The sequence below is a fragment of the Nocardia sp. CY15 genome (genome assembly GCF_009829295.1).
GTDB lineage: Bacteria > Actinomycetota > Actinomycetes > Mycobacteriales > Mycobacteriaceae > Nocardia > Nocardia sputi.
Genome location: NZ_VUOT01000012.1, coordinates 153,945 through 174,137, shown reverse-complemented (window position 1 = coordinate 174,137; position 20,193 = coordinate 153,945). Strand labels below are relative to the sequence as shown.

The 20,193-nt window shown below is 67.8% G+C and carries 28 protein-coding genes and 1 pseudogene; 19 read left to right on the top strand and 10 right to left on the bottom strand.

What is annotated here, in order from left to right; translation table 11 throughout:
• Positions 1-107 precede the first annotated feature (107 nt).
• The 4 genes from GVY39_RS16905 to GVY39_RS16890 all read left to right on the top strand — a co-directional run bounded on the left by GVY39_RS16905 (position 108) and on the right by GVY39_RS16890 (position 4,162).
• The gene (locus tag GVY39_RS16905; RefSeq protein WP_223514101.1) at positions 108-1,346 is read left to right on the top strand and encodes a PP2C family protein-serine/threonine phosphatase; all 1,239 of its coding nucleotides are present in this window, start codon (positions 108-110) and stop codon (positions 1,344-1,346) included.
• Complete coding sequence (locus GVY39_RS16900; protein ID WP_159925267.1) at positions 1,346-2,971, top strand: CHASE3 domain-containing protein; 1,626 nt, start codon at positions 1,346-1,348, stop codon at positions 2,969-2,971. Before GVY39_RS16905 ends, GVY39_RS16900 begins: the two co-directional genes overlap by 1 nt.
• Positions 2,968-3,414: a response regulator gene (locus GVY39_RS16895; RefSeq protein ID WP_159925269.1), complete on the top strand. Its 447-nt coding sequence runs from the start codon at positions 2,968-2,970 to the stop codon at positions 3,412-3,414. Before GVY39_RS16900 ends, GVY39_RS16895 begins: the two co-directional genes overlap by 4 nt.
• A gap of 277 nt (positions 3,415-3,691) precedes the next feature.
• Positions 3,692-4,162, top strand: a complete 471-nt coding sequence (locus GVY39_RS16890; RefSeq protein WP_159925271.1) for an ATP-binding protein — start codon at positions 3,692-3,694, stop codon at positions 4,160-4,162.
• Between the two features lie 8 nt (positions 4,163-4,170).
• Here GVY39_RS16890 and GVY39_RS16885 read toward each other — a convergent pair whose 3' ends face one another.
• Positions 4,171-4,548: a MerR family transcriptional regulator gene (locus tag GVY39_RS16885; RefSeq protein WP_159925273.1), complete on the bottom strand. Its 378-nt coding sequence runs from the start codon at positions 4,546-4,548 to the stop codon at positions 4,171-4,173.
• A gap of 147 nt (positions 4,549-4,695) precedes the next feature.
• Here GVY39_RS16885 and GVY39_RS16880 point away from each other — a divergent pair, with 147 nt between their 5' ends.
• The 10 genes from GVY39_RS16880 to bfr all read left to right on the top strand — a co-directional run bounded on the left by GVY39_RS16880 (position 4,696) and on the right by bfr (position 8,992).
• Entirely contained in the window at positions 4,696-5,115 is a 420-nt protein-coding gene (locus tag GVY39_RS16880) for an Hsp20/alpha crystallin family protein (protein ID WP_159925275.1), read from the top strand.
• Between the two features lie 197 nt (positions 5,116-5,312).
• Complete coding sequence (locus tag GVY39_RS16875; protein WP_159925277.1) at positions 5,313-5,471, top strand: hypothetical protein; 159 nt, start codon at positions 5,313-5,315, stop codon at positions 5,469-5,471.
• Positions 5,472-5,486: 15 nt separating this feature from the next.
• Entirely contained in the window at positions 5,487-5,741 is a 255-nt protein-coding gene (locus GVY39_RS16870; RefSeq protein ID WP_159925279.1) for a cold-shock protein, read from the top strand.
• 45 nt (positions 5,742-5,786) lie between these two features.
• Entirely contained in the window at positions 5,787-5,936 is a 150-nt protein-coding gene (locus GVY39_RS35280; RefSeq protein WP_195071213.1) for an alpha/beta hydrolase fold domain-containing protein, read from the top strand.
• A complete protein-coding gene (locus GVY39_RS16865; protein WP_370523801.1) occupies positions 5,894-6,484 on the top strand; it encodes an alpha/beta hydrolase fold domain-containing protein in 591 nt (196 codons plus the stop codon). The genes GVY39_RS35280 and GVY39_RS16865 overlap by 43 nt, the downstream gene beginning before the upstream one ends.
• Positions 6,485-6,612: 128 nt before the next feature.
• Positions 6,613-7,023: a Zn-ribbon domain-containing OB-fold protein gene (locus GVY39_RS16860; protein WP_159925283.1), complete on the top strand. Its 411-nt coding sequence runs from the start codon at positions 6,613-6,615 to the stop codon at positions 7,021-7,023.
• A 117-nt stretch (positions 7,024-7,140) separates the two neighbouring features.
• Positions 7,141-7,560 (top strand): hypothetical protein, encoded by a 420-nt coding sequence (locus GVY39_RS16855; RefSeq protein WP_195139367.1) that lies wholly within the window; start codon positions 7,141-7,143, stop codon positions 7,558-7,560.
• Complete coding sequence (locus GVY39_RS16850; RefSeq protein ID WP_159925285.1) at positions 7,544-7,996, top strand: MaoC family dehydratase; 453 nt, start codon at positions 7,544-7,546, stop codon at positions 7,994-7,996. Before GVY39_RS16855 ends, GVY39_RS16850 begins: the two co-directional genes overlap by 17 nt.
• Positions 7,997-8,262: 266 nt before the next feature.
• Positions 8,263-8,454, top strand: coding sequence for a bacterioferritin-associated ferredoxin (locus GVY39_RS16845; RefSeq protein WP_159925287.1), 192 nt, complete (start codon positions 8,263-8,265; stop codon positions 8,452-8,454).
• A 58-nt stretch (positions 8,455-8,512) separates the two neighbouring features.
• Complete coding sequence (gene bfr, locus GVY39_RS16840) at positions 8,513-8,992, top strand: bacterioferritin (RefSeq protein ID WP_159925289.1); 480 nt, start codon at positions 8,513-8,515, stop codon at positions 8,990-8,992.
• 55 nt (positions 8,993-9,047) lie between these two features.
• Here the strand turns inward: bfr and GVY39_RS16835 are convergent.
• The 3 genes and pseudogenes from GVY39_RS16835 to GVY39_RS16825 all read right to left on the bottom strand — a co-directional run.
• Positions 9,048-9,387, bottom strand: a pseudogene (locus GVY39_RS16835) (acyl-CoA dehydrogenase family protein); the annotation flags it as partial.
• 21 nt (positions 9,388-9,408) lie between these two features.
• Positions 9,409-9,735, bottom strand: a complete 327-nt coding sequence (locus GVY39_RS16830) for a hypothetical protein (protein WP_159925291.1) — start codon at positions 9,733-9,735, stop codon at positions 9,409-9,411.
• Positions 9,736-10,208: 473 nt separating this feature from the next.
• A complete protein-coding gene (locus GVY39_RS16825) occupies positions 10,209-10,694 on the bottom strand; it encodes a DUF4383 domain-containing protein (RefSeq protein ID WP_159925293.1) in 486 nt (161 codons plus the stop codon).
• Between the two features lie 442 nt (positions 10,695-11,136).
• Here GVY39_RS16825 and GVY39_RS16820 point away from each other — a divergent pair, with 442 nt between their 5' ends.
• Positions 11,137-11,319: a hypothetical protein gene (locus GVY39_RS16820; protein WP_159925295.1), complete on the top strand. Its 183-nt coding sequence runs from the start codon at positions 11,137-11,139 to the stop codon at positions 11,317-11,319.
• A 323-nt stretch (positions 11,320-11,642) separates the two neighbouring features.
• On the opposite strand, the gene GVY39_RS16815 is transcribed toward GVY39_RS16820, so the two are convergent.
• Together GVY39_RS16815 and GVY39_RS16810 are read right to left on the bottom strand one after the other, a co-directional pair.
• Positions 11,643-11,945 carry a hypothetical protein gene (locus tag GVY39_RS16815; RefSeq protein WP_159925297.1) on the bottom strand — a complete coding sequence of 101 codons (303 nt, stop codon included), beginning with the start codon at positions 11,943-11,945 and terminating at the stop codon, positions 11,643-11,645.
• A gap of 105 nt (positions 11,946-12,050) precedes the next feature.
• Positions 12,051-12,635 carry an HdeD family acid-resistance protein gene (locus GVY39_RS16810; RefSeq protein ID WP_159925299.1) on the bottom strand — a complete coding sequence of 195 codons (585 nt, stop codon included), beginning with the start codon at positions 12,633-12,635 and terminating at the stop codon, positions 12,051-12,053.
• Between the two features lie 214 nt (positions 12,636-12,849).
• Between GVY39_RS16810 and GVY39_RS16805 the strand changes: the two genes are divergently transcribed.
• Positions 12,850-13,836 (top strand): glycosyltransferase family 9 protein, encoded by a 987-nt coding sequence (locus GVY39_RS16805; RefSeq protein WP_159925301.1) that lies wholly within the window; start codon positions 12,850-12,852, stop codon positions 13,834-13,836.
• Positions 13,837-13,906: 70 nt separating this feature from the next.
• On the opposite strand, the gene GVY39_RS16800 is transcribed toward GVY39_RS16805, so the two are convergent.
• Positions 13,907-14,224, bottom strand: coding sequence for a helix-turn-helix transcriptional regulator (locus tag GVY39_RS16800; protein WP_159925303.1), 318 nt, complete (start codon positions 14,222-14,224; stop codon positions 13,907-13,909).
• A 185-nt stretch (positions 14,225-14,409) separates the two neighbouring features.
• On the opposite strand from GVY39_RS16800, the gene GVY39_RS16795 reads away from it, so the two are divergent.
• A complete protein-coding gene (locus GVY39_RS16795) occupies positions 14,410-15,126 on the top strand; it encodes a M23 family metallopeptidase (RefSeq protein WP_159925305.1) in 717 nt (238 codons plus the stop codon).
• Positions 15,127-15,225: 99 nt separating this feature from the next.
• Here the strand turns inward: GVY39_RS16795 and GVY39_RS16790 are convergent, their stop codons facing one another.
• Positions 15,226-16,815 carry a GMC oxidoreductase gene (locus GVY39_RS16790; RefSeq protein ID WP_159925307.1) on the bottom strand — a complete coding sequence of 530 codons (1,590 nt, stop codon included), beginning with the start codon at positions 16,813-16,815 and terminating at the stop codon, positions 15,226-15,228.
• Positions 16,816-17,347: 532 nt separating this feature from the next.
• Here GVY39_RS16790 and GVY39_RS16785 point away from each other — a divergent pair.
• Positions 17,348-18,430 (top strand): hypothetical protein, encoded by a 1,083-nt coding sequence (locus GVY39_RS16785; protein ID WP_201295235.1) that lies wholly within the window; start codon positions 17,348-17,350, stop codon positions 18,428-18,430.
• On the opposite strand, the gene GVY39_RS16780 is transcribed toward GVY39_RS16785, so the two are convergent.
• Complete coding sequence (locus tag GVY39_RS16780) at positions 18,402-18,722, bottom strand: hypothetical protein (protein WP_159925309.1); 321 nt, start codon at positions 18,720-18,722, stop codon at positions 18,402-18,404. The genes GVY39_RS16785 and GVY39_RS16780 overlap by 29 nt on opposite strands.
• A gap of 242 nt (positions 18,723-18,964) precedes the next feature.
• Between GVY39_RS16780 and GVY39_RS16775 the strand changes: the two genes are divergently transcribed.
• Complete coding sequence (locus GVY39_RS16775; RefSeq protein WP_043691230.1) at positions 18,965-19,300, top strand: RNA polymerase-binding protein RbpA; 336 nt, start codon at positions 18,965-18,967, stop codon at positions 19,298-19,300.
• Between the two features lie 77 nt (positions 19,301-19,377).
• Here the strand turns inward: GVY39_RS16775 and GVY39_RS16770 are convergent, their stop codons facing one another.
• Positions 19,378-20,160 carry an ABC transporter permease gene (locus GVY39_RS16770; RefSeq protein WP_159925550.1) on the bottom strand — a complete coding sequence of 261 codons (783 nt, stop codon included), beginning with the start codon at positions 20,158-20,160 and terminating at the stop codon, positions 19,378-19,380.
• Between the last annotated feature and the right edge of the window lie 33 nt (positions 20,161-20,193).

Below are 20,193 nucleotides of genomic sequence, written 5' to 3'. Positions count from 1 at the left end.
TCGTGCCGCCCTTTGGTGATCGGAGGCCGGGTTGTCGGTGTTCGCCGACGACGGCAGTGACGCTGCCATTCGTTCCACCGCGACTGGACCCGCGACCGGTGGTGTCCGTGCGGCGTGACGGGACGGACGACGATCCCGAGCTGATCGTGGACGCGGATTGGCCCTGGCAGCAACCTTCGGTGCTGCTGATCGAGGACGATCCCGGCGACGCGCTGCTGGTGGAGGAACTGGTCTCCGACGGCGCGCCCGGCCTGCAACTGCACTGGGTCCGGTCGCTGGCGGAGGCCGCCGAGCATCTGTCCGCGGCCGAACCCGACTGCGTGCTGCTGGACCTGCATCTGCCCGACGCCCAAGGGCTCGAGGCGGTGGATCGCATCCGCCAGCACACCGACCAGGTCGCGATCGTGGTGATGACCGGGCTCGATCAGGAGCAGACCGGTTTGGCCGCGGTCGCGGCCGGAGCCCAGGACTATCTGGTCAAAGGCCGGGTCGAGCCCGAACTGTTCGGGCGCGCGGTGCGCTACGCGATCCAGCGCAAGCAGGCCGAGCGCACCAGCGCCGCACTGCAGGCGAGCAATATGCGCGCGCAGGAGAACGCGCGGCTGGAACGCGGTCTGCTGCCCACCCCACTCCTGCGTGGACACAGAGTCGTCGACGTCGTGGCGCGTTACCGTCCCGGCCGGGCCCATTCCCTGCTCGGCGGCGATTTCTACGACGTGGTGCAAGACGCGGACGGCACCGTGCACGCCGTCATCGGTGACGTGTCCGGACACGGCCCGGACGAGGCGGCGACCGGTGTGGCGTTGCGCCTGGCTTGGCGCACCCTGGTGCTGAGCGGAGTGACCGGGGAGCGGCAACTCCGGCTGCTCGAACAGGTCCTGCTCGCCGAACGCACCGGCAGGCAGACCTTCGCGACGGTCACCAGCCTGATGTTGCATCCGGGCGATCGCCGCGCTCAGGTGCTGCGAGCCGGGCACCCCGGGATGCTGCTGCGCTCGGCCACCGAGTTGGCCTGGGTCGAGGTGCCCGGCGGGCCGGCTCTCGGCTTTCTGCCCGGTCGCGCCGAGTGGCCCGTCCAGGAACTCGACCTGCCGCTGGGTTCCGGGCTGATGGTGTTCACCGACGGCTTGTTCGAGGGACGAGTCGGGACCGATCAGGAACGCCTCGGCGAGCAGGGGCTGATGGAGGTCGCCCGCGCGGTCCGAGCCGCGGACCCGAACTGGTTCGTCGATGAGCTGATCGGCCGCGTCGAGGGGCTGGCGGGCGCGTCCGGGGGTTTGGACGACGATGTCGCGATCTTGTACCTCGGGTGGAATCGCGACCGGCAAGGACAGGACCAGAACTGATGACGACGAAGACCGGCCGGCCGCCGCTGAGCGCGCGGCTGACCGCCCAAGCCTGGTTCCAGCTGGTGCTGGCCGCGATGGTGCTGGTGGTGATCATCGGCACCGTGGCGGGCGCCCAGGTGATCGCACACACCAACCGCGTGACCGATCGGCTGCTGGACAACTCGCTGCCCGCGGCGGCCGAGGCCTACCGGTTGCAGAGCGCGCTGGTGGATCAGGAGACCGGCCTGCGCGGCTACGCCATCACCGCGGACCCGCAGTTCCTGCAACCCTACAGCGACGGCACCCGCGACGAGGCGCAGTCCGTCGCCCGCCTGCGGGAGCTGCTGGCCGACCGGCAACCCTTGCTCGAAGAACTCGACGCCCTGGAGCGCGCCGCACAGCGATGGCGCATCGACTACGCCGAACCGCTGGTCGCGGCGTTGGCCTCCGGATCGGCCCGCGGCGTCGATCCCGCCGTCCCGGCACGCGGTAAACCGCTCTTCGATGAACTCCGGATGCGCTTCGAAGCCCAGAACAGCAACCTCACGGCGGCCATCGCGCACGACGAAGAACAGCTCACGCACACCCGCAAGGTCCGGGACGCGGTGCTGGCCGGGATGGTCGTCGCGTTCCTGTTGACCGGCGTACTGCTGACCGTGTTGATCCGGCGTTTGATCGCCCGTCCCCTCGGTTCCTTGACCGACGCGTCGCTTCGCGTCGCGGGCGGCGACTTCGACCATCACATCGACGTGCACGGCCCGGCCGATCTCGCGACCGTCGCGAACGCGGTCGAGAGCATGCGCCGCCGCATCGTCACCGAGCTGAGTTCCTCACGCGCCAAGGAAGCCGTACTCGCCGAGCAGAAGACCGATCTGGATCTCCAGGCCGAGGAACTGCGCCGGTCCAACACCGAGCTGGAGCAGTTCGCCTACGTCGCCTCCCATGACCTGCAGGAGCCGCTGCGCAAGGTGGCGTCGTTCTGCCAACTGCTGGAGAAGCGGTACGGCGACCAGCTCGACGAGCGGGGCAAGCAGTACATCGACTTCGCCGTCGACGGCGCCAAGCGGATGCAGGTGCTGATCAACGATCTGCTCACGTTCTCCCGCGTGGGCCGGATCACCGACCGCACCGAACCCACCGGCCTGGGCCAGTCCCTGGACAAGGCGCTGACCAATCTGTCCAACGCGATCGATGACACCGGCGCCGTCATCCGGCGACCGGACGACCTGCCCGAGATCATCGGCGATCCGACATTGCTGACGATGCTCTGGCAGAACCTGGTCGCCAACGCCATCAAGTTCCGCGCGCCCGAGCGCGCACCGGAGCTAGAGATCACCTGCGCACCGACCGACGACAGCAGCGGCTGGCTGCTGTCTGTCACCGACAACGGCATCGGGATCGCGCCCGAATTCGCCGAGAAGGTGTTCGTCATCTTCCAGCGGCTGCACAATCGGGAGGAGTACAGCGGAACCGGCATCGGGCTGGCCGTCTGCAAGAAGATCGTGGAGTATCACGGCGGCCGGATCTGGATCGACACCGACTACACGGCCGGCACTCGCTTCTGCTTCACCCTGCGCGCCGCCGACGCCGACCTCAGCGCCGGTACCGCCGACGCCCCCGTCCACGAAGGAGCCCCCGCATGACCACTTCCGGCCAGCCCATCGACATCCTGCTCGTCGAAGACGATCCGGGCGACGAGCTGATGACGCGAGAGGCGTTCGAGGACAACAAGATCGGCAACAACCTGCACGTCGCCAGAGACGGCGAGGAGGCGCTGGACTTCCTCTACCGCCAGGGCGAGTACGCGGACGCGCCGCGACCGGACCTGATTCTGCTCGACCTCAATCTGCCCAAGTACGACGGCAGGCAGGTGCTGGAGAAGATCAAAGCCGACCCCGACCTGTCGCACATCCCGGTGGTCGTGCTGACCACCTCCGCGGCCGAAGAGGACATACTCCGCAGCTATCGGTTGCACGCCAACGCGTATGTCACCAAGCCGGTCGACCTCGACCAGTTCGTCGCCGCCATCAAGCAGATCGATGACTTCTTCGTCCAGGTCGTCCGGCTGCCGCCGCACAAGCAGTAGCCGCGTTCCCCCCGCTGTGCCGATCTGCGGCACAGCCGTTTACGGTGTCCACGAGACCTCGGATGACCGGGTTCTCACCGGCGGCACCGCGGGGATGAATGGGGAATGATCACTTGGGTATAGCTTCGGGGAATATGGCACACGCACGGCGAACACGACAGCCGAGCCCGACGACGGCCCACGTGCTCGGCGTGGCGCGAGTACAGCGCACCGATCCCCGACAGGGAGGTAACGAGGTGACGGCGCATCGACGCCCTCGACACGAGACGACGACGAGATGGCCTCTCCGCGACAGACACACCCGGACCGCGGCTGGTACGCGCCCGTGAGCGCGGGCGACCGGGTCCCGCTACCCAACGCCGTGACGCCGCTGGACATGGATTTTCCCGCCGAGGCGGAGCAATTGGCAACCGTCCGGCACACCCTCCAGGAATGGCTGGCCGCCAGTGGGATGGCGCCCGGCCCGGCCTACGACGTGCTGCTGGCCGTCGGCGAGGCCTGCACCAACGCCGTCGAGCACGGCCATCGCGGCGACGGCGGCGTGGTCCGCTTGCGGGCGTCGATCGACGGCGACGAACTCCGGGTGACCATTTCCGACAGCGGCCGCTGGAAACCGCCCGATCCGCACGCCGCCGATTCACTACGCGGGCGCGGCATGCAGCTGATCCGCGCGCTCATCCCGGACGTCAGCGTGACCACCGGCGATTCCGGCACTGTGGTCGATCTGCGCGCACGCTTCACGGAATGATCGCGCGCCTACGGCTTGCCGTGCGGCTGGTCGCGCGCGTCCCGTAGCCGGACGTTGTCCGCTTGCAGCCGGTCATTGTCCGCGTAGAGCCGGTCGTTGTCCGCGTGCAGGTCGGCATTCGCGTCTTCCAGGTCGAGAATGCGGCGAATCCCCGCGAGATTGACCCCCGTCGCGACCAAGTCGGTGATACGCCGCAGGCGAGCCAGATCGTTGCCGCTGTAGCGGCGGGTGCCCCCGTCGCTGCGGGCGGGAGTCAACAACCCGTGGCGCTCGTACAGCCTGAGCGTCTGCACGCCGATTCCAGCCAGCCCGGCAGCGACCGAAATCCCGTAGACCGCCTGGCCGGGATCCGGCAGATGCCCCGAGTAGCCCCTCTCCTGCGCCATCCATCCTCACTTCATGTTGACCAACAGATTTCCTAGTTTAGCGTCTTGCACTCAACTCCTCTCGATGCTATAAAAAATCTCTGCCGGATAACAGAGGTTATCTGAGGTCCCTACTATGGAGAATGGAGTGAGTTGGAGGTGGCGACCATGCTGATGCGCACCGATCCGTTCCGCGATCTGGACCGTCTGACGCAGCAGGTGTTCGGCACGAAGGCACATCCTGCGGTGATGCCGATGGACGCCTGGCGCGCGGGCGAGGAATTCGTCGTGGAGTTCGATCTGCCCGGTATCGACCCCGAGTCCCTGGACCTGGACATCGAGCGCAATGTGGTGACGGTGCGCGCGCGTCGTCCCGAACTCGACTCGGGACGCGAGATGATCGCCGCGGAACGCTCCCGCGGCGTGTTCAGCCGTCAGCTGTTCCTGGGCGAGAACCTCGACACCGACAAGATCCGTGCCGAGTACACCGATGGCGTCCTCCGACTGACCATTCCGGTCGCGGAGAAGGCCAAGCCGCGCAAGATCGAGATCGGTCGCGGCAACGGACACAAGGCGATCGACGCCTGACCGACCGCATACGAACGCTACCGGAACCGAGAAGTGAGGTGATGGCGTATCGAGCGATGGCGCGACAGCTCTGCGACAAGTGTCATATCACCCTTTTCGGGCGGGCCCGGAGTTCCGGGCCCGCACTGGGCTGGAACGCGAAAGGCGTTACCGCACAAGACTTACTCGCCAACGGAAACCTGATGGAGCGACCGATCATGGCACGCATCGAACCACGCGACCCCCTGCTCGCACCGGCCGAGCCCGGATCCGGGAATTCGTCCGAGACCGCGGTCATCTGGCCCGACCCCAGCCCGCTGGACGCCTGGTGGCGCCGGATCATGCACCCCGATCCGCTGCGCCGCGACGCCGCCTGACCGCCGATCCTTACCGTGACCGACCAGCCCCACCACCGCACCGCGGCGAATTTCTGGCGCCGCGGCACGGTGGTCTGGTTCAACATCGAGAAGGGCTTCGGGTTCCTGCAACCCGCGGACGACCCCACTCCGGTCTTCGTCGAGTACACCAGCATCGAGACCAGCGGGTACAAGTCGCTGTACGCAGGCCAGCCCGTGCTATTCACCGCCACCTTGCGCAAGCGCGGCCCCGAAGCCACGGCGGTGCGCCCACTGCTTCCCCGCACTTGACACAGCCGACGATGCGGCCGTCGCGGTCATCCGGCAGCCCCCGGCGTGCTTTTCATCCATGGCGGCGGATACGTCCTGGGCACGGCATCGCTCGGCGATCATTTCTGCCGCCGCGTCGCCGCGCGGCTCGGGGCGGTCGCCGCGGCGGTGGAATACCGGCGGGCGCCACGGCATCGGTTCCCCGCGCCCCTCTAGGACTGCTACGCCGCGCTGCGCTGGCCGCCCAGCCCGACGTCGACGCCGAACGCATCGCGATCGCCAGCGGAGGCCTCGGTGCCGCCCTCGCGCTGCTGGCTGGCGAACGTGCCGAGGTGCGCCCGGTCCTGCAGGCGCTGTCCTACCCGATGCTGGATGACCGGACCGCCGAGCGCACCGACATCGACCCGCGGCGGCTGCGTATGTGGAGCCAGCGGCACAATAGGCTTGGATGGCGCGCCTACCTCGGCCCGGTCGCAAACGGCCCGGTTCCACCGTTGGCCGCACCGGCCCGCTACGTGGATCTGTCGGCGGCGCCGTCCGCCTGGATCGGCGTCGGCACCAACGACTTGTTCTACGACGAGAACATCGCCTACGCCGACCGGCTACGGCAGGCGGGTGTTCCCTGCACCCTGCACGAGGTGCGCGGCGGCTACCACGGCTTCGAGCTGATCGAGCACCGAGCGCCCGTCTCGCGGGCCTTCTCGCGAGCCCGGATGACGGCGCTGGACGAAGCGCTCAACGGGAAGGGCCGTACCGCCGGTTGAGGAAAAATAGGTATACCTGCGGCCGATCGGCCGTCGCGGGCCGGACTGCGGGCACGAGAGGCTGACGTGGTTGATTTCGACAGCACGAGCACACCCAGGCGGCTGCTTCTATGTACCAGTACAACCCGATGCACACTCGAAACGTCGGTGACGCCCCCGCCGGCGGTGCGGCGACAACGTTGATGATCCGTCGTTGCGGGCGCTGTGACAGACTGCTGGCGCCGCTGTTCGACGCGTGTTCGTACTGCCGGTCCGCCGACCTCGAATGGGTGCCCGCCTCCGGCGGCGGGTCGATCGTGTCGTGGCGGGTGTTGCGCTGCTCCGCGCACCCGCGCGACGAGACGAAACGATCCACGATCGCGATCGTCGAACTCGACGAGGGTCCGTGGTTGTACACGACGATCCACGGCGAACTACCGCCGTCCTCCGCGGCGCCGGTCCGGGTGCGATTCCGAGCATGTCCCCGCGACGACAGGTTCCCGGTCTTCGCGGTCAGCGCCGATCCGAGTACCTCCGACACCGCCGCTCGACCAGCATGAGAGGCGGCCACGAGCCGAGTCGACTCATCGAGCCACGGTCGAGACTTCGCCGGCGCAGCGGCGAGGAATCTCCGGAATCGCCGATCGCTCTAGGCGCCGCTTCTTTCATGTTCTTTCATGGTGGCACCGGATCCGGACGTGCAGCTGCCGCCGTGGCTGAGCGTCGAGCTGCCGCCCACCGCCGAGCAGCTGCCCCTATCGCTGGCCGATCGGGCCGGCTGTGAGCGCGTCACCCCCGGAAGGGTGGTACTCCCGCGGTCGACGGAGGGGTTGAACGCCTCCGACACCATCAACGGCGGCCTGATCGCGCTGGCCGCCGAGGAGGCCGTGCTCTCGCTCACCCCCGGCGACAGCCTCGGTTTCCTCGGCCTGCGCTACCTGCTCGCCGCGCCGGTGGGTCCGGTGATCGCCGAGGCCCGAGTTTCGTTGTTTCGCAGGAACGGCCCTGCGGTAGCTGCTGACCAAGCGCGGGCACGCGCCCGATATCGTGCAAGGCGCCGATCGCAGAAAAGGATTCCGTATGACCGAATTTGGTGATTTCGACGCGTTGCGCGCCGCGGTGGGCACCGTGCTCGGGCCCGGAGAGTGGATCGAGATCGACCAGCAGCGCATCGATCTGTTCGCCGAGGCGACCGGTGACCACCAGTGGATCCACGTCGATCCAGGCCGCGCCGCGGACGGTCCGTACGGGGCCACGATCGCGCACGGATTCCTCACCCTGGCGCTGCTCGCTCCGATCAGCCAGCAACTTATGACGGTGGGTTCGGCCCGGATAGCGATCAACTACGGGTTGAACAAGGTGCGTTTCGTGAGCCCGGTCCGGGTCGGCAGCCGGGTGCGCGGCACCGTCACACTCACCGCCGTCACCGACGTGCCCGGCGGGGTCCAGGCCGAACGCACCGTGACGATCACCGCCGAGGGCGCGGACAAGCCAGCCTGCGTCGCGGAGCACGTGGTGAGGTACCTGGCCTGAGCGGCACATGCTGATCCGCAACGCCACGCTTTCCGGCAGCCGCACACCGACGTGCGCTGGCACGCCGGGCGGTCATCGCCTGCGGCAACGAGTTGCGTCCGCTGCCCGGCGAGGACGAGCACAGGCGACGACCGGCCGGACAGCGGTCCCCGCGACCGGCGCGACCCGGGGGTTCCCACCTGAGGACTCAGCTGCTATACATTAGGGGAGGCTTACCTCGTTAGTCGAGGCTAACCTCAGTGAAAACTTGACCCTGGTGAGGCTTCATGTACGTGTGCATCTGTAACGCAGTGTCCGAAGGTGACGTGCACCGCTGCGTTTCGGCCGGCGCCGACAGCATCCGCCAGGTGAAGAACGCCTGCGGCTGGAAGCCGGGCTGTGGCAGTTGCACGGCGCGTTTGGCCGAGGTGCTCGGCCGGGCTCGCGCATCGGCCGAGGCACAACCGTCGGCCGCCTGATACGACACACCAGGCGGTCTATCCGCCGCTGCGCACAATTTGTGCCACGATCGCAGCTATGGACGGCGACAACGACATCGTGGCGCTGCTCAACGAGCAGCTGACGGCCGAACTCACGGCGATAAACCAGTACTTCCTGCACGCGAAGATGCAGGAGAACTGGGGTTTCACCAAGCTGGCGCGGCACACTCGGCACGAGTCCATCGATGAGATGAAACATGCCGAGCTCCTCACCGACCGCATCCTCTTCCTGGATGGGTTGCCCAACTATCAGAAGCTCAACGCGCTGCGCATCGGGCAGACCGTGCCGGAGCAACTGCGCGCCGATCTGGAGATCGAGATGGAGGCGGTCGACCGGCTCCGGCGGGGCATCGAGCTGATGCGTTCGCGCGGCGACGTGACCTCGGCTCGCATCTTCGAGCACATTCTCGAAGACGAAGAGAAGCACGTCGACTACCTGGAGACCGAACTCGATCTGGTGGAGAAGCTGGGCGAGCCGCTGTACCTCCAGCGCTTCACCGAGACTCCGGACGACTGATCCGGTATTCCGGTACGCCTGCCGGAGGCGGCCCGGCGATACGCTCCGGCGCCGATTACGCCGAGGCGTATCGCCGGGCCAGTCGCTTCCGAGGCTCGGTGGGCGTCCCGAAGAGGGACCGATCGAGCGTGGCTCGCTTGATGTACGTGTGGATTCCACTATCCCGTCCCAGAGGTACCCATGCCGCCGTGTGGTTGCATGGCTTTCCCCGCCACCCGCACGGCTGTGTCGGTGGTGAACGCTTTGACCATCGACGCCGCGACGCCCGCATCCGGCGCGAATCCGGCCTCGGCTCGGACGGCCGCCGCCACCAGCTTCCGGGCCACCGATATCTGCACCAGCATGTCCGCGCAGGCGCGTTTGACGGCCTGGAAGGAACCGATCGGGCGGCCGAACTACTCGCGCACGGGGGCGGCCTACGCCCAGATTCGCGACAGTGCCGAGCGGGAGTAGGTCTCCTGCGGCGTCACCGTGATCAGGTCGCAGACTTCCACGAGTTCGTTCGGTACCGCGTTGCCGAAGTGACGCAGGTTCGGCGTGATGACCGCGTCCACACCGAAGTTCCGGACGACGTCGACCAGGCGATCCACCGGTGCGTCGGTACCGGCGCCGAAAGTCACGGTTTTGCACAACTCATAGCCCAGGCGTTTCGCCAAACTCCGCATCTGCGCTTCGTCCCAATCCTGGGACACCCCTGAGACGTCCTTGCGGAGATATCCCAGCGCGGGTGGCTTGGCCCTCATCGGTTCTCCCTTGCCGCGGGTCGTTGCTGAAGTGGTCGAAGCGCCTGCACTCCCGCAGCTCGCGCGGTGTCGGCGCATCGAGGTGCAGGCTGAGCAAGGTCTTGACATCATATGTTGTCAACAGCAGTCGATGTCAACATGTGCGGCATCCGACGAACGCCACTTCCGCGCAGCGACCGAGCGCCGCCCACGTCGAGGGTACCGCCGAGTACCCGGCGGCGGCCGGGTGGACCGCTAGGCGCGAGATGTCCTGCATAGCAGCAAATTCCGAGTACACGAGACGCAGCGCACACTGCCGCACGCAGCGCATCGGCCGTGCGGCCGAACCCGACCCGGCCGCACGGCGACGAGGTCGGGCCGAGCAGGCGTGACCGGAGTCCGGCATGCGTGCCGGTCGGCTTTCTACGTCCGAAGAGTGATCGGTTCAATGGACACGATGTCGATCACCGCAATGACTCGGCAACTACCTCGCGTCATTCCAGCATCCCGGTCTGCCCACCCGCTCCCGGCGCCCGTGTCGCGGGCCTCCGAGCCGAGACCATGCCGAGCGTGATCATGCCGATACCGAGGGCGAAGTGCAGCCAGTTGTCCGCCGTGTCGAGCGGCACGAAGTTGGCGGTGCTGTCCGGGTCCACGATGAGTCCGTACAGCCACAGGACGAGGTAGACGGCTCCGCCGAAGACGAGGTACCCACGCGCCGATGTGGCGGCCCGGGCGGCGAGCACTCCGGCGATTCCGAAAGCCAGATGGACGACGTTGTGCAGCACGGATACGTTGAAAATCCCGAGCAATTGGGCTTCGGAGTGATGTCCCGCCCAGCCGATTTCGCTGTAGTCGGTGGTGATGCCGGGGATGAATCCGAGAATTCCGACAAGGAGGAAGACCGCTCCCACCGCCACGGCGGCGACCTGGACAGGGGACCGCCGATCTGTCGTCGCGCCAGGTATGGAGTCGGACATCGTCGAACCAGCCCTTTCCGGCGTCTCCGGGAGATCTCCGTCTCCACCGTGCTACCCCGGCGGAAAGGCAGCAAACAGACAGCGGCCTCTCGCGATCCCTCTGCACGGACTCGAAGCGACCGCTCGCAAGGTCCGCAGTACATCCGGCCGCGTCGCGCGGGAACCTCGGATGCGTCCCGCTGGATGCGTCGACGCCACCCCTCACCGCGTCGACAGGTCGACGGCCCCGTCTCGCGTCCGACAGCCGGGCACCGTTCGACTGAGACATGCCCCGCACACCTGACCGGCTACGGCTGAGCCGTGATCCGTGTCTCCTCCGGCGACTACGCCGCTGACTCGCGCGCGCCACCCATTCCGTGAATACTGTGGACGACTCGAAAACAACTGTCCGCCTTGCCAAGCCAACGCAGTCTGTCAGCCGGATGGTGCTGCCAGGGAGGCAATGACTGTGTTGGTTTGGTGCGTTGTGGCGATGATCGTGGTCGTCCTGCTGGGTTCGGCCGCGACGGCGATGGCGTGGGATCCGCGAGGACGTCGCCGCTCGGGCGACGCCGAGCCGGTCCCGGTCTCGGTAACCGCCGAGTCCGCAGTGCGGCGCCCCGGCGAGTGGCCGCGCACGCGCTGAATCGAGCATCGCACCGAGGTCGCATACCGGATCATGTGCGAGAGCCGGATCGTCGAGGACGGCGTCTACACGGGTTGCTCCCCCGCGTCGGCGACACGCCCTCACCCAACTCTCCAGCGACGGCTGCCAGGCCGTCGCCGCACGAAGCGGGCATTCCGCGGTTCACCGAATCCCGCTTGGTCGCCGTGGCGATCATGGTTGCGTAGGCGGCGGTAGATAGTCGGAAGCGGCCGAGGCTGCTCGCCGCCCGCACCGGCGAAGCGCATGAGCTCACCGGCGCGCGGCGGCGTCCACGCATGCCTCGGCCGCCGAAACGAGCAGCCTCAGCTGACGAGGATGCTGCCGCCCTTGGGCAGGAATCCCAACGTCGCCACCTGAAGCTCACCGAGGACGGAGCCGGTGCAATCCCGCCCGGAGTAGAACGTGACGGCACGATCGGTGCTGTTGCCGATGGTGCTCTGGAGCAGGGTGGTGGTGTGGTCGGTGTTCAGGCAACCCACCGGGTCCTCATAGCGTTCACCGTTGATCGTGACCGTGCCGACCGCGGCCTGCGCCGTCCCCGCCGACAGCATGGCCGCGGCCCCTGCCAGGGCCAGCGCACCGACAAACCCAGCAGTACGAATCATTCGCGCCTCCAGTTCTTTTCGATGTCGGCCAACCCCGAAGCCGACGTCTGGTGAAAATGCGCCTGTGATTCTGTCACGAGTTCCAGCGGGAAGGAACCGTGCTGGTCAGACGCCCGCGGGCACAGCGGTCCCGGCCTCCTTGCGAACGCCGAAGGCCACGATGATCTCCATGATGCCGAGGATGATCAGCCAGACGCCCGCCACCATGGCCAGCGTGGCCACCGAGCGCACCGGCCAGACGATCAGCACGACACCGGCGATGGCGGTCACGAGACCGAAGAACACCTGCCACCAGCGCCCCGGCATTCCCGGCTCGGAAATCGCGGCTACCAGCAGCGCCACCCCGCGGAAGAGCCAGCCGATGCCGATCCACAAGCCGAGCAGCAAGAGGGAGGCCAGTTCGTCGCGGAAGCAGAAGACGCCGACGATGATGGACAGCACGCCGATGATGAACGACAGGATCCGCATACCCGTGCCTGTCGGCGCGCCGAAGGCGGCGACCAACTGCAGAACTCCGGTGACCACCAGGTAGACGCCGAAGATGATGCCCGCGGCCTGCAGGGTGATGTCCGGCCAGACCAGGATGAGGACGCCGAGAATCACCGCCATGACGCCGGTGAGCAGGATGGTTTGCCATGCCCTGCGGGCAAGAGACTGCAGAGGACCCTCTACCACGCTGTTTGTCGTCATTTGCCGATGCTATAACCCGCTCAGGCTTGATTGCTGATCATTTGCCTACCGCGTCTCTCCGTGCTCGCTCGGCTCAGCACCACGGTGTTGCCCGTTGTTCACGTTTCGCCGTCGGAGCGGTCGGGTAGTCAGTACTGAGTGACTCTTCGTCGGCGCCCCTGGGCTGCACGGGTGGGTCGGGGTTCGGTGAGACTCGGGTGGCTAGGAGAAGAGGGTGGCGGTTCTGCTCGTGTTGCAGGCGCGTGGGCTGGGTGATCTACTCACCGCGGTCCCGGCTTTACGGGCGCTGCGCCGGGCCAAACCGCACGATCGCATCGTCTTGGCGGCCCCCCAGCGGCTCAAGCCGATCGTCGATCTGATCGCGTCGGTCGACGCGCTGTTGCCGACGGCCGAACTGGGCACCCTGCGCTGGAACGCTCCCCCGCCCGAATTGGCGGTCAACCTGCACGGCGCGAGCCCCGAAAGCCTCGTCGCGCTGTCCAAGACCCAGCCCGGGCGCATCCTGTCCTTCCGCAACTCGGCGTTCCCCGAGGTGTCCGGCCCCGAATGGGAGCCGGACATGCACGATGTGGACCGCTGGTGTCACCTGCTGCAATACGACGGCATCGGCGCGGATCGCCGCAACCTAGGACTGGTTCCGCCGGTTTCGACGACCAGCCGTCGCGACTGCGTTGTCGTCCACGTCGGCGCGGGCGCACCGGCCCGCCGCTGGCCCCCGGATCGTTTCGCCGCGGTCGTGCGACATCTGCTGGTGCTCGGGCGCGAAGTGGTGCTCACCGGCGACGAATACGAGCGCGAACTCGCGCTGGGCATCGCCGCACGGGCCGGGCTGCCGATCGGCCGCGTGCTGGCCGGAGAGCAGAGCCTCATCGATCTGGCCGCCACCGTCGCCGAGGCCGCATTGGTGATCTGCGGGGACACCGGCGTAGCACACCTCGCCACGGCGTTCGGCACCCGCACCGTCCTCCTGTTCGGCCCCACACCGCCACGGTGGGCGGGTCCGCCGTCCCACCTGCTGGGCAGGCACGCCGTGCTGTGGAGCGGCCGGATCGGCGACCCGGACGCCGACACCCCCGACCCCGGCCTGTTGCAGATCGGGGTCAGCGAGGTGATCGAGGCCGTCGACAAGCAACTGGGCAAGCGCAACTGGCCCGGCACGGGCACCGAGCGGCGCAAGACGGCGTATCGGCGCGTCGGCTGACGCCGCCACCGCCGTCCCGAAGCCACCCGGGGATGACGGTCACTCGGGGAAGTGCGCGCTCCCACCGCATTCAGGCGGTTGTCGCGGCACTGCGCAGCGCCGCCGAATAGGCAGCGATCGCACTCGGCCAGAACTGTTCGAGATAGTCGCGCGCATCGGCGAGGCCGCGCGGGTCCAGGGAGTAGAGCCTGCGGTTGCCTTCCGCCCGCATCATGACCAGCCGCGCCGCACGCAACACGCGCAGGTGCTGCGAGACCGCCGAACTGGTCACGCCGACTTCTCGCGCGAGTTCGCCCACCGAGCGCGGGGCCTGCGGCAGGGCCTCGAAGATCGCGCGACGGGTCGGGTCCGCCAGAGCGGTCAGGGCGCGCACTCCATTAGTCGCCACTCACACAGTCTGGTCAACTGACGTTTTGCTGGTCAACTCCTGGGTAAGACATCGTTTTCCCAGTTCGCGCCGAAAACCGCGACGATCCGTTACCTCTTCGTGACCGTCGAACTGGGCATTTATCCGCCCGTGACGGTTGCCACAAGATTGCGAGCGGGGTACACGGCTGCCGTACGTTCGTTCCCATGCCCGTGACCTTTCCGTTACCGATCCGTCGCGGCGTGACCCGGTTCCGCCGCAATCACGCCGCCACCCGCGTGGTCGCCGCCTCCGCGGTCGTCACCGCCTCCCTCGGCATCCTCGCCGCGGCACAGCAGGACCAGGACGCCGACGCGTCCGCCCGCCTCGTCGCGGGAAAAATCGCCTCCGGCGAGATCCGCCCGGCAGAGGGCATGGCTCAATTCGCCCTCTTCGCCCCGCACGAAACGCAAGCTCCGCAGGCCGCCCACGCGCCGGAGGCCTGGGATCCGAATCGCCTCGCGCAGAATTTCGCGCGCCCTAAGACCGTCCGGCCCGTCGGCGGGGTGCTCACCTCGAACTACGGCGCGCGCTGGGGCACGATGCACGCGGGCTTGGACTTCGGCGACCCGCTCGGCGCGCCGATCGCCGCGGTCACCGACGGCGTCGTGATCGAGGCCGGTCCCGCTTCCGGCTTCGGGCTGTGGGTGCGCGTGCAACAGGATGACGGCACCGTGGGCGTCTACGGCCACGTCAACGACATCCTCGCCGCCGTCGGCCAGCCGGTCCGCGCGGGCGACGTCATCGCGACGGTCGGCAACCGTGGGTACTCCACCGGCCCGCATCTGCACTACGAGGTCCACCTTCCCGGCGGCGTACCGATCGATCCGCAGCCGTGGCTGGCCCAGCGCGGCATCGACGTCGGGCACGCCCCGGAGGACTGATCCCTCTCGTTCGCGGGACATGAGGGGCTTGCGAACCGACTCGGCGGCAGAGCCGTCGCCCGCGACGGGCCGTGAACGCAACAACGCGTTCACGGCCCATTAGATCCGGTTGCCGAGGTCGCGGGCGACGATATTGTCCAACGCGCGTTCGGCGACGGCGGCGATCGTCATCGACGGGTTGCACGCCGCGGTGTTACCCGGCATCAGCGCTCCATCGAGCACGTAGAGTCCGGGTTGGTCGTGGACGCGTCCGTCGAGATCGCAGACCGCGCCCATGCTCGCCCCGCCGAGCGGATGCCAGGTCGAGGGGAACAAGGCGTTGGTATCGATCAGCATGCCGTCCGGACCGGCGATCTTGTGGACGGCGGGGCCGATGTGATTGTCCTGGATGTAGCTGTCACCGCCGGCGGGCCAGTGCAGGATCGCGTCGTCGCGTGCCGAATCGTAAGTGAAGCCGCCGCGTCCGTCGCTGACACCGTATCCGACCATCATGGTGCTGCGAGCGTCCAGCGACAGGGGCGGGATGGAGGCCTGGATCACGGTGTGGGCGGCGTGCGGGTCGTCCCAGTTCTTGCTGCCGTAGACCACCGGGCCGCCTTGCGGGGCGCCGAACTCGGCCGAGGGATCGGTCCAGACGTAGATGCGGTCGGCGTTGGTACCCCAGCCTTGTCCCAATCCGTCGGGCAGATCGCGGATGAGCCCCTTGGCCCCGGCACGCACCAGCAGCCGGGTGGTATTGAGACTGCCCGCCGCCAGGATCAGCGCGCCGGTGGTCAGAACCTTGTGCTCGACCACCGCGCCGGTGGTGTCCAGCCGCTGCACATGCACGATCCAGCGGCCGTCGGAAGCCCGTTCCACGTCGGTCACCTCGTGCAAGGTCTCCACCCGCACCCGACCGGTGGCTTCGGCGGCCGCGATGTAGGTGACGTCGACCGAATGCTTGCCGCCGTTGTTGACGCCCATCGCGCCGTCGCCGTTGGTGTAGGACGCTTTCATCTCCCCGCGCAGTTCGGCGAGCGCGAAATCCCAGTCGATGGGCATCGGGATCTTCGACAACGGCATGCCCGCCCGACGGACACGATCGGCGAACACCCTCGCCGCCCGGTAATTCTCGCTGGCGATCAGCTCGTCGGGGGCCTCGGCAAGGCCGAGCATCCCGGCCACGCGCGGGTAATGAACCCGGTCCATCAACGCCCAGTCGAGTTCTTGCGGGAAGTGGGTATCGAACACCTCCCGGCTCGGTTGCAGCGACATCCCTTGATAGACAAGAGAACCGCCACCCACGCCCGCCGCGCACAGCGCGGTCATATTCTCCCCCGGCACCGCTTCGACCAGGCCGGTGTAGGGTTCGAACACCATCGGACGGCCGAACAGATTCGGGCTGGATCGGCACCACAGCAGTCGTTTGTCGGGCGAGGACGCTCGTGGGAAAGTCTCGGCGTTCGGCCCGGTCCTCCAGCGCAGGCCCCGTTCGAGCACGGTCACCGGCACCCCTGCCTGAGCGAGGCGCAGGGCGCTGACACCACCACCGAAACCCGAACCGACAACCACCACACGGTGCTCTTCACGAGTCAACGGAACGTTGTTCACCTGGGCGGCGGCGGGCGCAGCCATCGAACGAGCACCAAGAGCCGCGGCGCCGACCGCGGCGACGCCGGTCAACAGTGAGCGGCGCGAGATTCTTGTCATCAGGGATCCTTCATGGTGGGCATACCGCAAGGCACGCCGTGAACTCGCTCGTCGAAAGCTTCACCGAGCGCTTATTCGGGTGCTGCGAGGTCGCCGAGACCGACGAGCGCAGCGGGGTAGCCGATTCGGCGAGATGGCGGTTCGAGCAGACTCGATCGGCCGAGCGCTATGGCCGGCGTCGGCGCGGAACGAGCCGGGCCGCAGCGGCCGCTCGAGTCGTGCATGCCACCGATCCCGGTTCGTACATCGACAACTCTCCATCGGTATCGCCCCGGCATCAGCGGGAGTGGCCTGCATCACGATAGGTACTTGCTATGGCTTCGGTCACAACAAGCACGAACCAGACAGTAACATGGTTACCACCGTGTTGGGTACATGCGATGTCAGGTTTATCGATGCGAATTTTCGACGCTGCGCCAACCTGCGACGGTTCCGCGGTATCGCCCGTGCCGGTAGCCGATACCGTGGTACTAGAGGCGAATAGCGCCGCGGCGGGACGCTCACGAGGGTCGGCGATTCCTACGTTCGGTCCATGTCCACAACACATTTCGCCGCCGCACCACGGGACGGGTCGTCGGCGCCGCGGCAGGGCGCGAGTACGAAGGTAGCGATGCGCGGGCGACTGCATCGCCCGCTGCTGGGCACGGTCGCCGCGATGGCCGCGCTCGTCCTGTTCTCACTCGCGGCGATGCTGGTCGACGACCGCACACTGCTGGGCGAATCCGTCTGGCTCAAGCCGATGAAATTCGGCTCGGCGTTCTTCCTCTACAGCCTCACCCTGGCCTGGTTGCTGTCGTTGCCGCACAAGGGCAGCCGCGCCACCTGGTGGCTGGGCACGGTGTTCGCGGTGACCGGTTTCGTCGATGTCGGTTTCGTCGTCTTGCAGGCCGCACGCGGCACGTTCAGCCATTTCAACACCGAGGACGACCCGGTGAACTCGATCGGGCAGGTGATCTTCGCCTCCGGCGTGCCGGGCCTCTTCCTCGCCAACCTCGTGATCGTGCTCATTCTGTCCTGGCAGCGCTTGGTGGACCGGCCGACGGCACGAGCCATCCACGCCGGCCTGGCGCTGGCCGTCGTCGGTATGGCGCTGGGCTACCTGATGGGATTCACCGGTAGGCAGCTCGTGCGCGACAGCGACGGACGGATCGTCGAACTGGCCGCCGGCCACACGGTCGTGCCCGACGCGAGCGATCTCGCGCCGCGCGACGCCATGGGCGGCATGCCGATCACGCACTGGAGCACCGTCGGCGGTGACCTGCGCGTTCCGCACTTCGTCGGACTGCACGGCATTCAGATTCTGCTGCTCACGGCCGTCACCCTCGCCTGGCTGGCTCCGCGCTATCGCTGGCTGCGCCCGGAGCGAGCCCGCACCGCGGTCGTCGGTGTACTGGCGGCCGGTTACGCGGGACTGCTGGCGCTGGTCTTCTGGCAGGCGATGCGCGCGCAGTCGCTGGTCCACCCGGACACCGCGACCTGGCTCGCCGGCTGCGGGCTCGCCACGACTGTCGCAGCGCTGCTCGGCACGGTCTATCTACGCCACCGTGCTACCGGCGGCGCGCACCGCCGGAGGTCGAGGGAGCTGGTCAGCGCAGACGTTCCGCGTCGCGGGTGAGCGCGACCAGGGTCTTGCCCAGCGCCGCCAGCTCCTCGGGCGTCGCCCCCTCGTCGATGGCGATGGCGACGTCCTCGGCGGCGCAGCGGGCGGCGAACCAGCGATCGGCCAGGTCGGCGGCCTCCTGGGCGCTGAGCACCACCGCATCGTCGGGAATCCCGGTTCCCTTCAGACTGTTGCGGTGTTCGTAGGCGCGTTGGCGACAGGACTGACGGCAGTACCGGCGACGGCGGCCGGCCTCCGATTCCACGATCTCCCGCCCACACCACTGGCAGGACAAGCGGCGCGACATGACGCTGAACACTAGTAGCTCGCCGCCCGCCATCCGCTCAGCGACCCCCGCGAATCACCCGGCGCCGGGCGTGACGAGCCTGCCGCGACCAGGGCACTACAATGGAACGGTTCACCGCGGCCGCGTCGGGAACTATCGGCGCAGGCCCGATCGTTGTACTTCAGGTCCGGCGAGCGCACCGCGCACTCGTGCGGACACGGTCGCAGCGCACGAAGACTCGAGCACACAGGGAGAGGCACACCATGGCAGATCGCGTACTCCGAGGCAGTCGGCTCGGAGCGGTGAGCTACGAGACCGATCGCGACCACGACCTGGCTCCGCGTCGGATCGCCCGGTACCGGACCGACAACGGCGAGGAATTCGACGTCCCCTTCGCCGACGACGCCGAGATCCCGCCGACCTGGCTGTGCCGCAATGGCCAGGAGGGCGTGCTGATCGAGGGCACCACGCAGGAGGCCAAGAAGGTCAAGCCGCCGCGCACGCACTGGGACATGCTGCTGGAGCGCCGCAGCAAGGAGGAGCTCGAGGAGCTGCTCAAGGAGCGCCTCGAACTGCTCAAGACCCGCCGCCGCGCCTGACGGCCCGCTGATACGGAAACGGCCGCCGCATCTTCTCGATGCGGCGGCCGTTCGCTGTTCGTGTCGTCACTCGCCCGTCAGTGGCTCGCCACCTTGCGATAACGCAGCAGCGCCAGCGGCACGGCCACCGCGAGGATCGCCACCGAGCAGGCCACCGCGTATTCGACACAGTGGTCGGCGGCCCAGCCGCTGGGCGGGACGAAAGTGGGCGGCGAGTCGTTGTCGAACAGCTTGCGTCCCGCCGCCGACACCGCGGTGATCGGATTCCATTCGGCGATCGTGCGCAGGGGCCCGGGCAGGGTCTCGGCCGAGATGAACGCCGAGGAGATGAACGTCAGCGGGAACAGCCAGATCAGCCCCGCGCTCTGCGCCACTTCCACTGTCGGTGACAGCAAGCCGGTCAGCGCGCCGATCCAGGACATCGCGAACGCGAAGAGCAGGATCACGGCGAACGCCAGCACCGCGTCGGTGACGCTGCCGTGGATGCGCCAGCCGACGACGTACCCGCACCCGACCATCACGGCCAAGCTGAGAATGTTGACCACCAGATCCGACAGCGTGCGGCCCATCAGCACGGCCAACCGCGACATCGGCAGCGCCCGCATCCGGTCGATGATGCCCTTCTGCAGGTCGCCGGCGAGCCCGACGGTGGTGAACGCGGCGTTGAACGCGACCGTCTGGGTGAAGATGCCCGCGAGCAGGAATTCCCGGTACTGCCCACCGCCGAGCGAGGCGCCGAAGATATAGGCGAACAGGAACACGAACATCAACGGCTGGATCGTGGCCGTCACCAGCAGGGTGGGCACGCGCAGGATGGTCAGCAGATTGCGGTGGGCGACGATCGCGCTGTCCCGGAACAGCCGCAGCCGCGGGCCGGAATCCCGCTGCGCCGC

Excerpts from the sequence above, each read along its gene's own strand:
- GVY39_RS16775 (WP_043691230.1), top strand. The coding sequence starts at position 18,965 with ATGGCAGATCGCGTACTCCGAGGCAGTCGGCTCGGAGCGGTGAGCTAC.
- GVY39_RS16860 (WP_159925283.1), top strand. The coding sequence starts at position 6,613 with ATGCACACTCGAAACGTCGGTGACGCCCCCGCCGGCGGTGCGGCGACA.
- GVY39_RS16785 (WP_201295235.1), top strand. The coding sequence starts at position 17,348 with ATGTCCACAACACATTTCGCCGCCGCACCACGGGACGGGTCGTCGGCG.
- bfr (WP_159925289.1), top strand. The coding sequence starts at position 8,513 with ATGGACGGCGACAACGACATCGTGGCGCTGCTCAACGAGCAGCTGACG.
- GVY39_RS16895 (WP_159925269.1), top strand. The coding sequence starts at position 2,968 with ATGACCACTTCCGGCCAGCCCATCGACATCCTGCTCGTCGAAGACGAT.
- GVY39_RS16815 (WP_159925297.1), bottom strand. The coding sequence starts at position 11,945 with ATGATTCGTACTGCTGGGTTTGTCGGTGCGCTGGCCCTGGCAGGGGCC.
- GVY39_RS16875 (WP_159925277.1), top strand. The coding sequence starts at position 5,313 with ATGGCACGCATCGAACCACGCGACCCCCTGCTCGCACCGGCCGAGCCC.
- GVY39_RS16795 (WP_159925305.1), top strand. The coding sequence starts at position 14,410 with ATGCCCGTGACCTTTCCGTTACCGATCCGTCGCGGCGTGACCCGGTTC.
- GVY39_RS16890 (WP_159925271.1), top strand. The coding sequence starts at position 3,692 with ATGGCCTCTCCGCGACAGACACACCCGGACCGCGGCTGGTACGCGCCC.
- GVY39_RS16880 (WP_159925275.1), top strand. The coding sequence starts at position 4,696 with ATGCTGATGCGCACCGATCCGTTCCGCGATCTGGACCGTCTGACGCAG.
- GVY39_RS16830 (WP_159925291.1), bottom strand. The coding sequence starts at position 9,735 with ATGAGGGCCAAGCCACCCGCGCTGGGATATCTCCGCAAGGACGTCTCA.
- GVY39_RS16790 (WP_159925307.1), bottom strand. The coding sequence starts at position 16,815 with ATGACAAGAATCTCGCGCCGCTCACTGTTGACCGGCGTCGCCGCGGTC.
- GVY39_RS16855 (WP_195139367.1), top strand. The coding sequence starts at position 7,141 with ATGGTGGCACCGGATCCGGACGTGCAGCTGCCGCCGTGGCTGAGCGTC.
- GVY39_RS16900 (WP_159925267.1), top strand. The coding sequence starts at position 1,346 with ATGACGACGAAGACCGGCCGGCCGCCGCTGAGCGCGCGGCTGACCGCC.
- GVY39_RS16820 (WP_159925295.1), top strand. The coding sequence starts at position 11,137 with ATGACTGTGTTGGTTTGGTGCGTTGTGGCGATGATCGTGGTCGTCCTG.
- GVY39_RS16810 (WP_159925299.1), bottom strand. The coding sequence starts at position 12,635 with ATGACGACAAACAGCGTGGTAGAGGGTCCTCTGCAGTCTCTTGCCCGC.
- GVY39_RS16780 (WP_159925309.1), bottom strand. The coding sequence starts at position 18,722 with ATGTCGCGCCGCTTGTCCTGCCAGTGGTGTGGGCGGGAGATCGTGGAA.
- GVY39_RS16825 (WP_159925293.1), bottom strand. The coding sequence starts at position 10,694 with ATGTCCGACTCCATACCTGGCGCGACGACAGATCGGCGGTCCCCTGTC.
- GVY39_RS16885 (WP_159925273.1), bottom strand. The coding sequence starts at position 4,548 with ATGGCGCAGGAGAGGGGCTACTCGGGGCATCTGCCGGATCCCGGCCAG.
- GVY39_RS16850 (WP_159925285.1), top strand. The coding sequence starts at position 7,544 with ATGACCGAATTTGGTGATTTCGACGCGTTGCGCGCCGCGGTGGGCACC.
- GVY39_RS16845 (WP_159925287.1), top strand. The coding sequence starts at position 8,263 with ATGTACGTGTGCATCTGTAACGCAGTGTCCGAAGGTGACGTGCACCGC.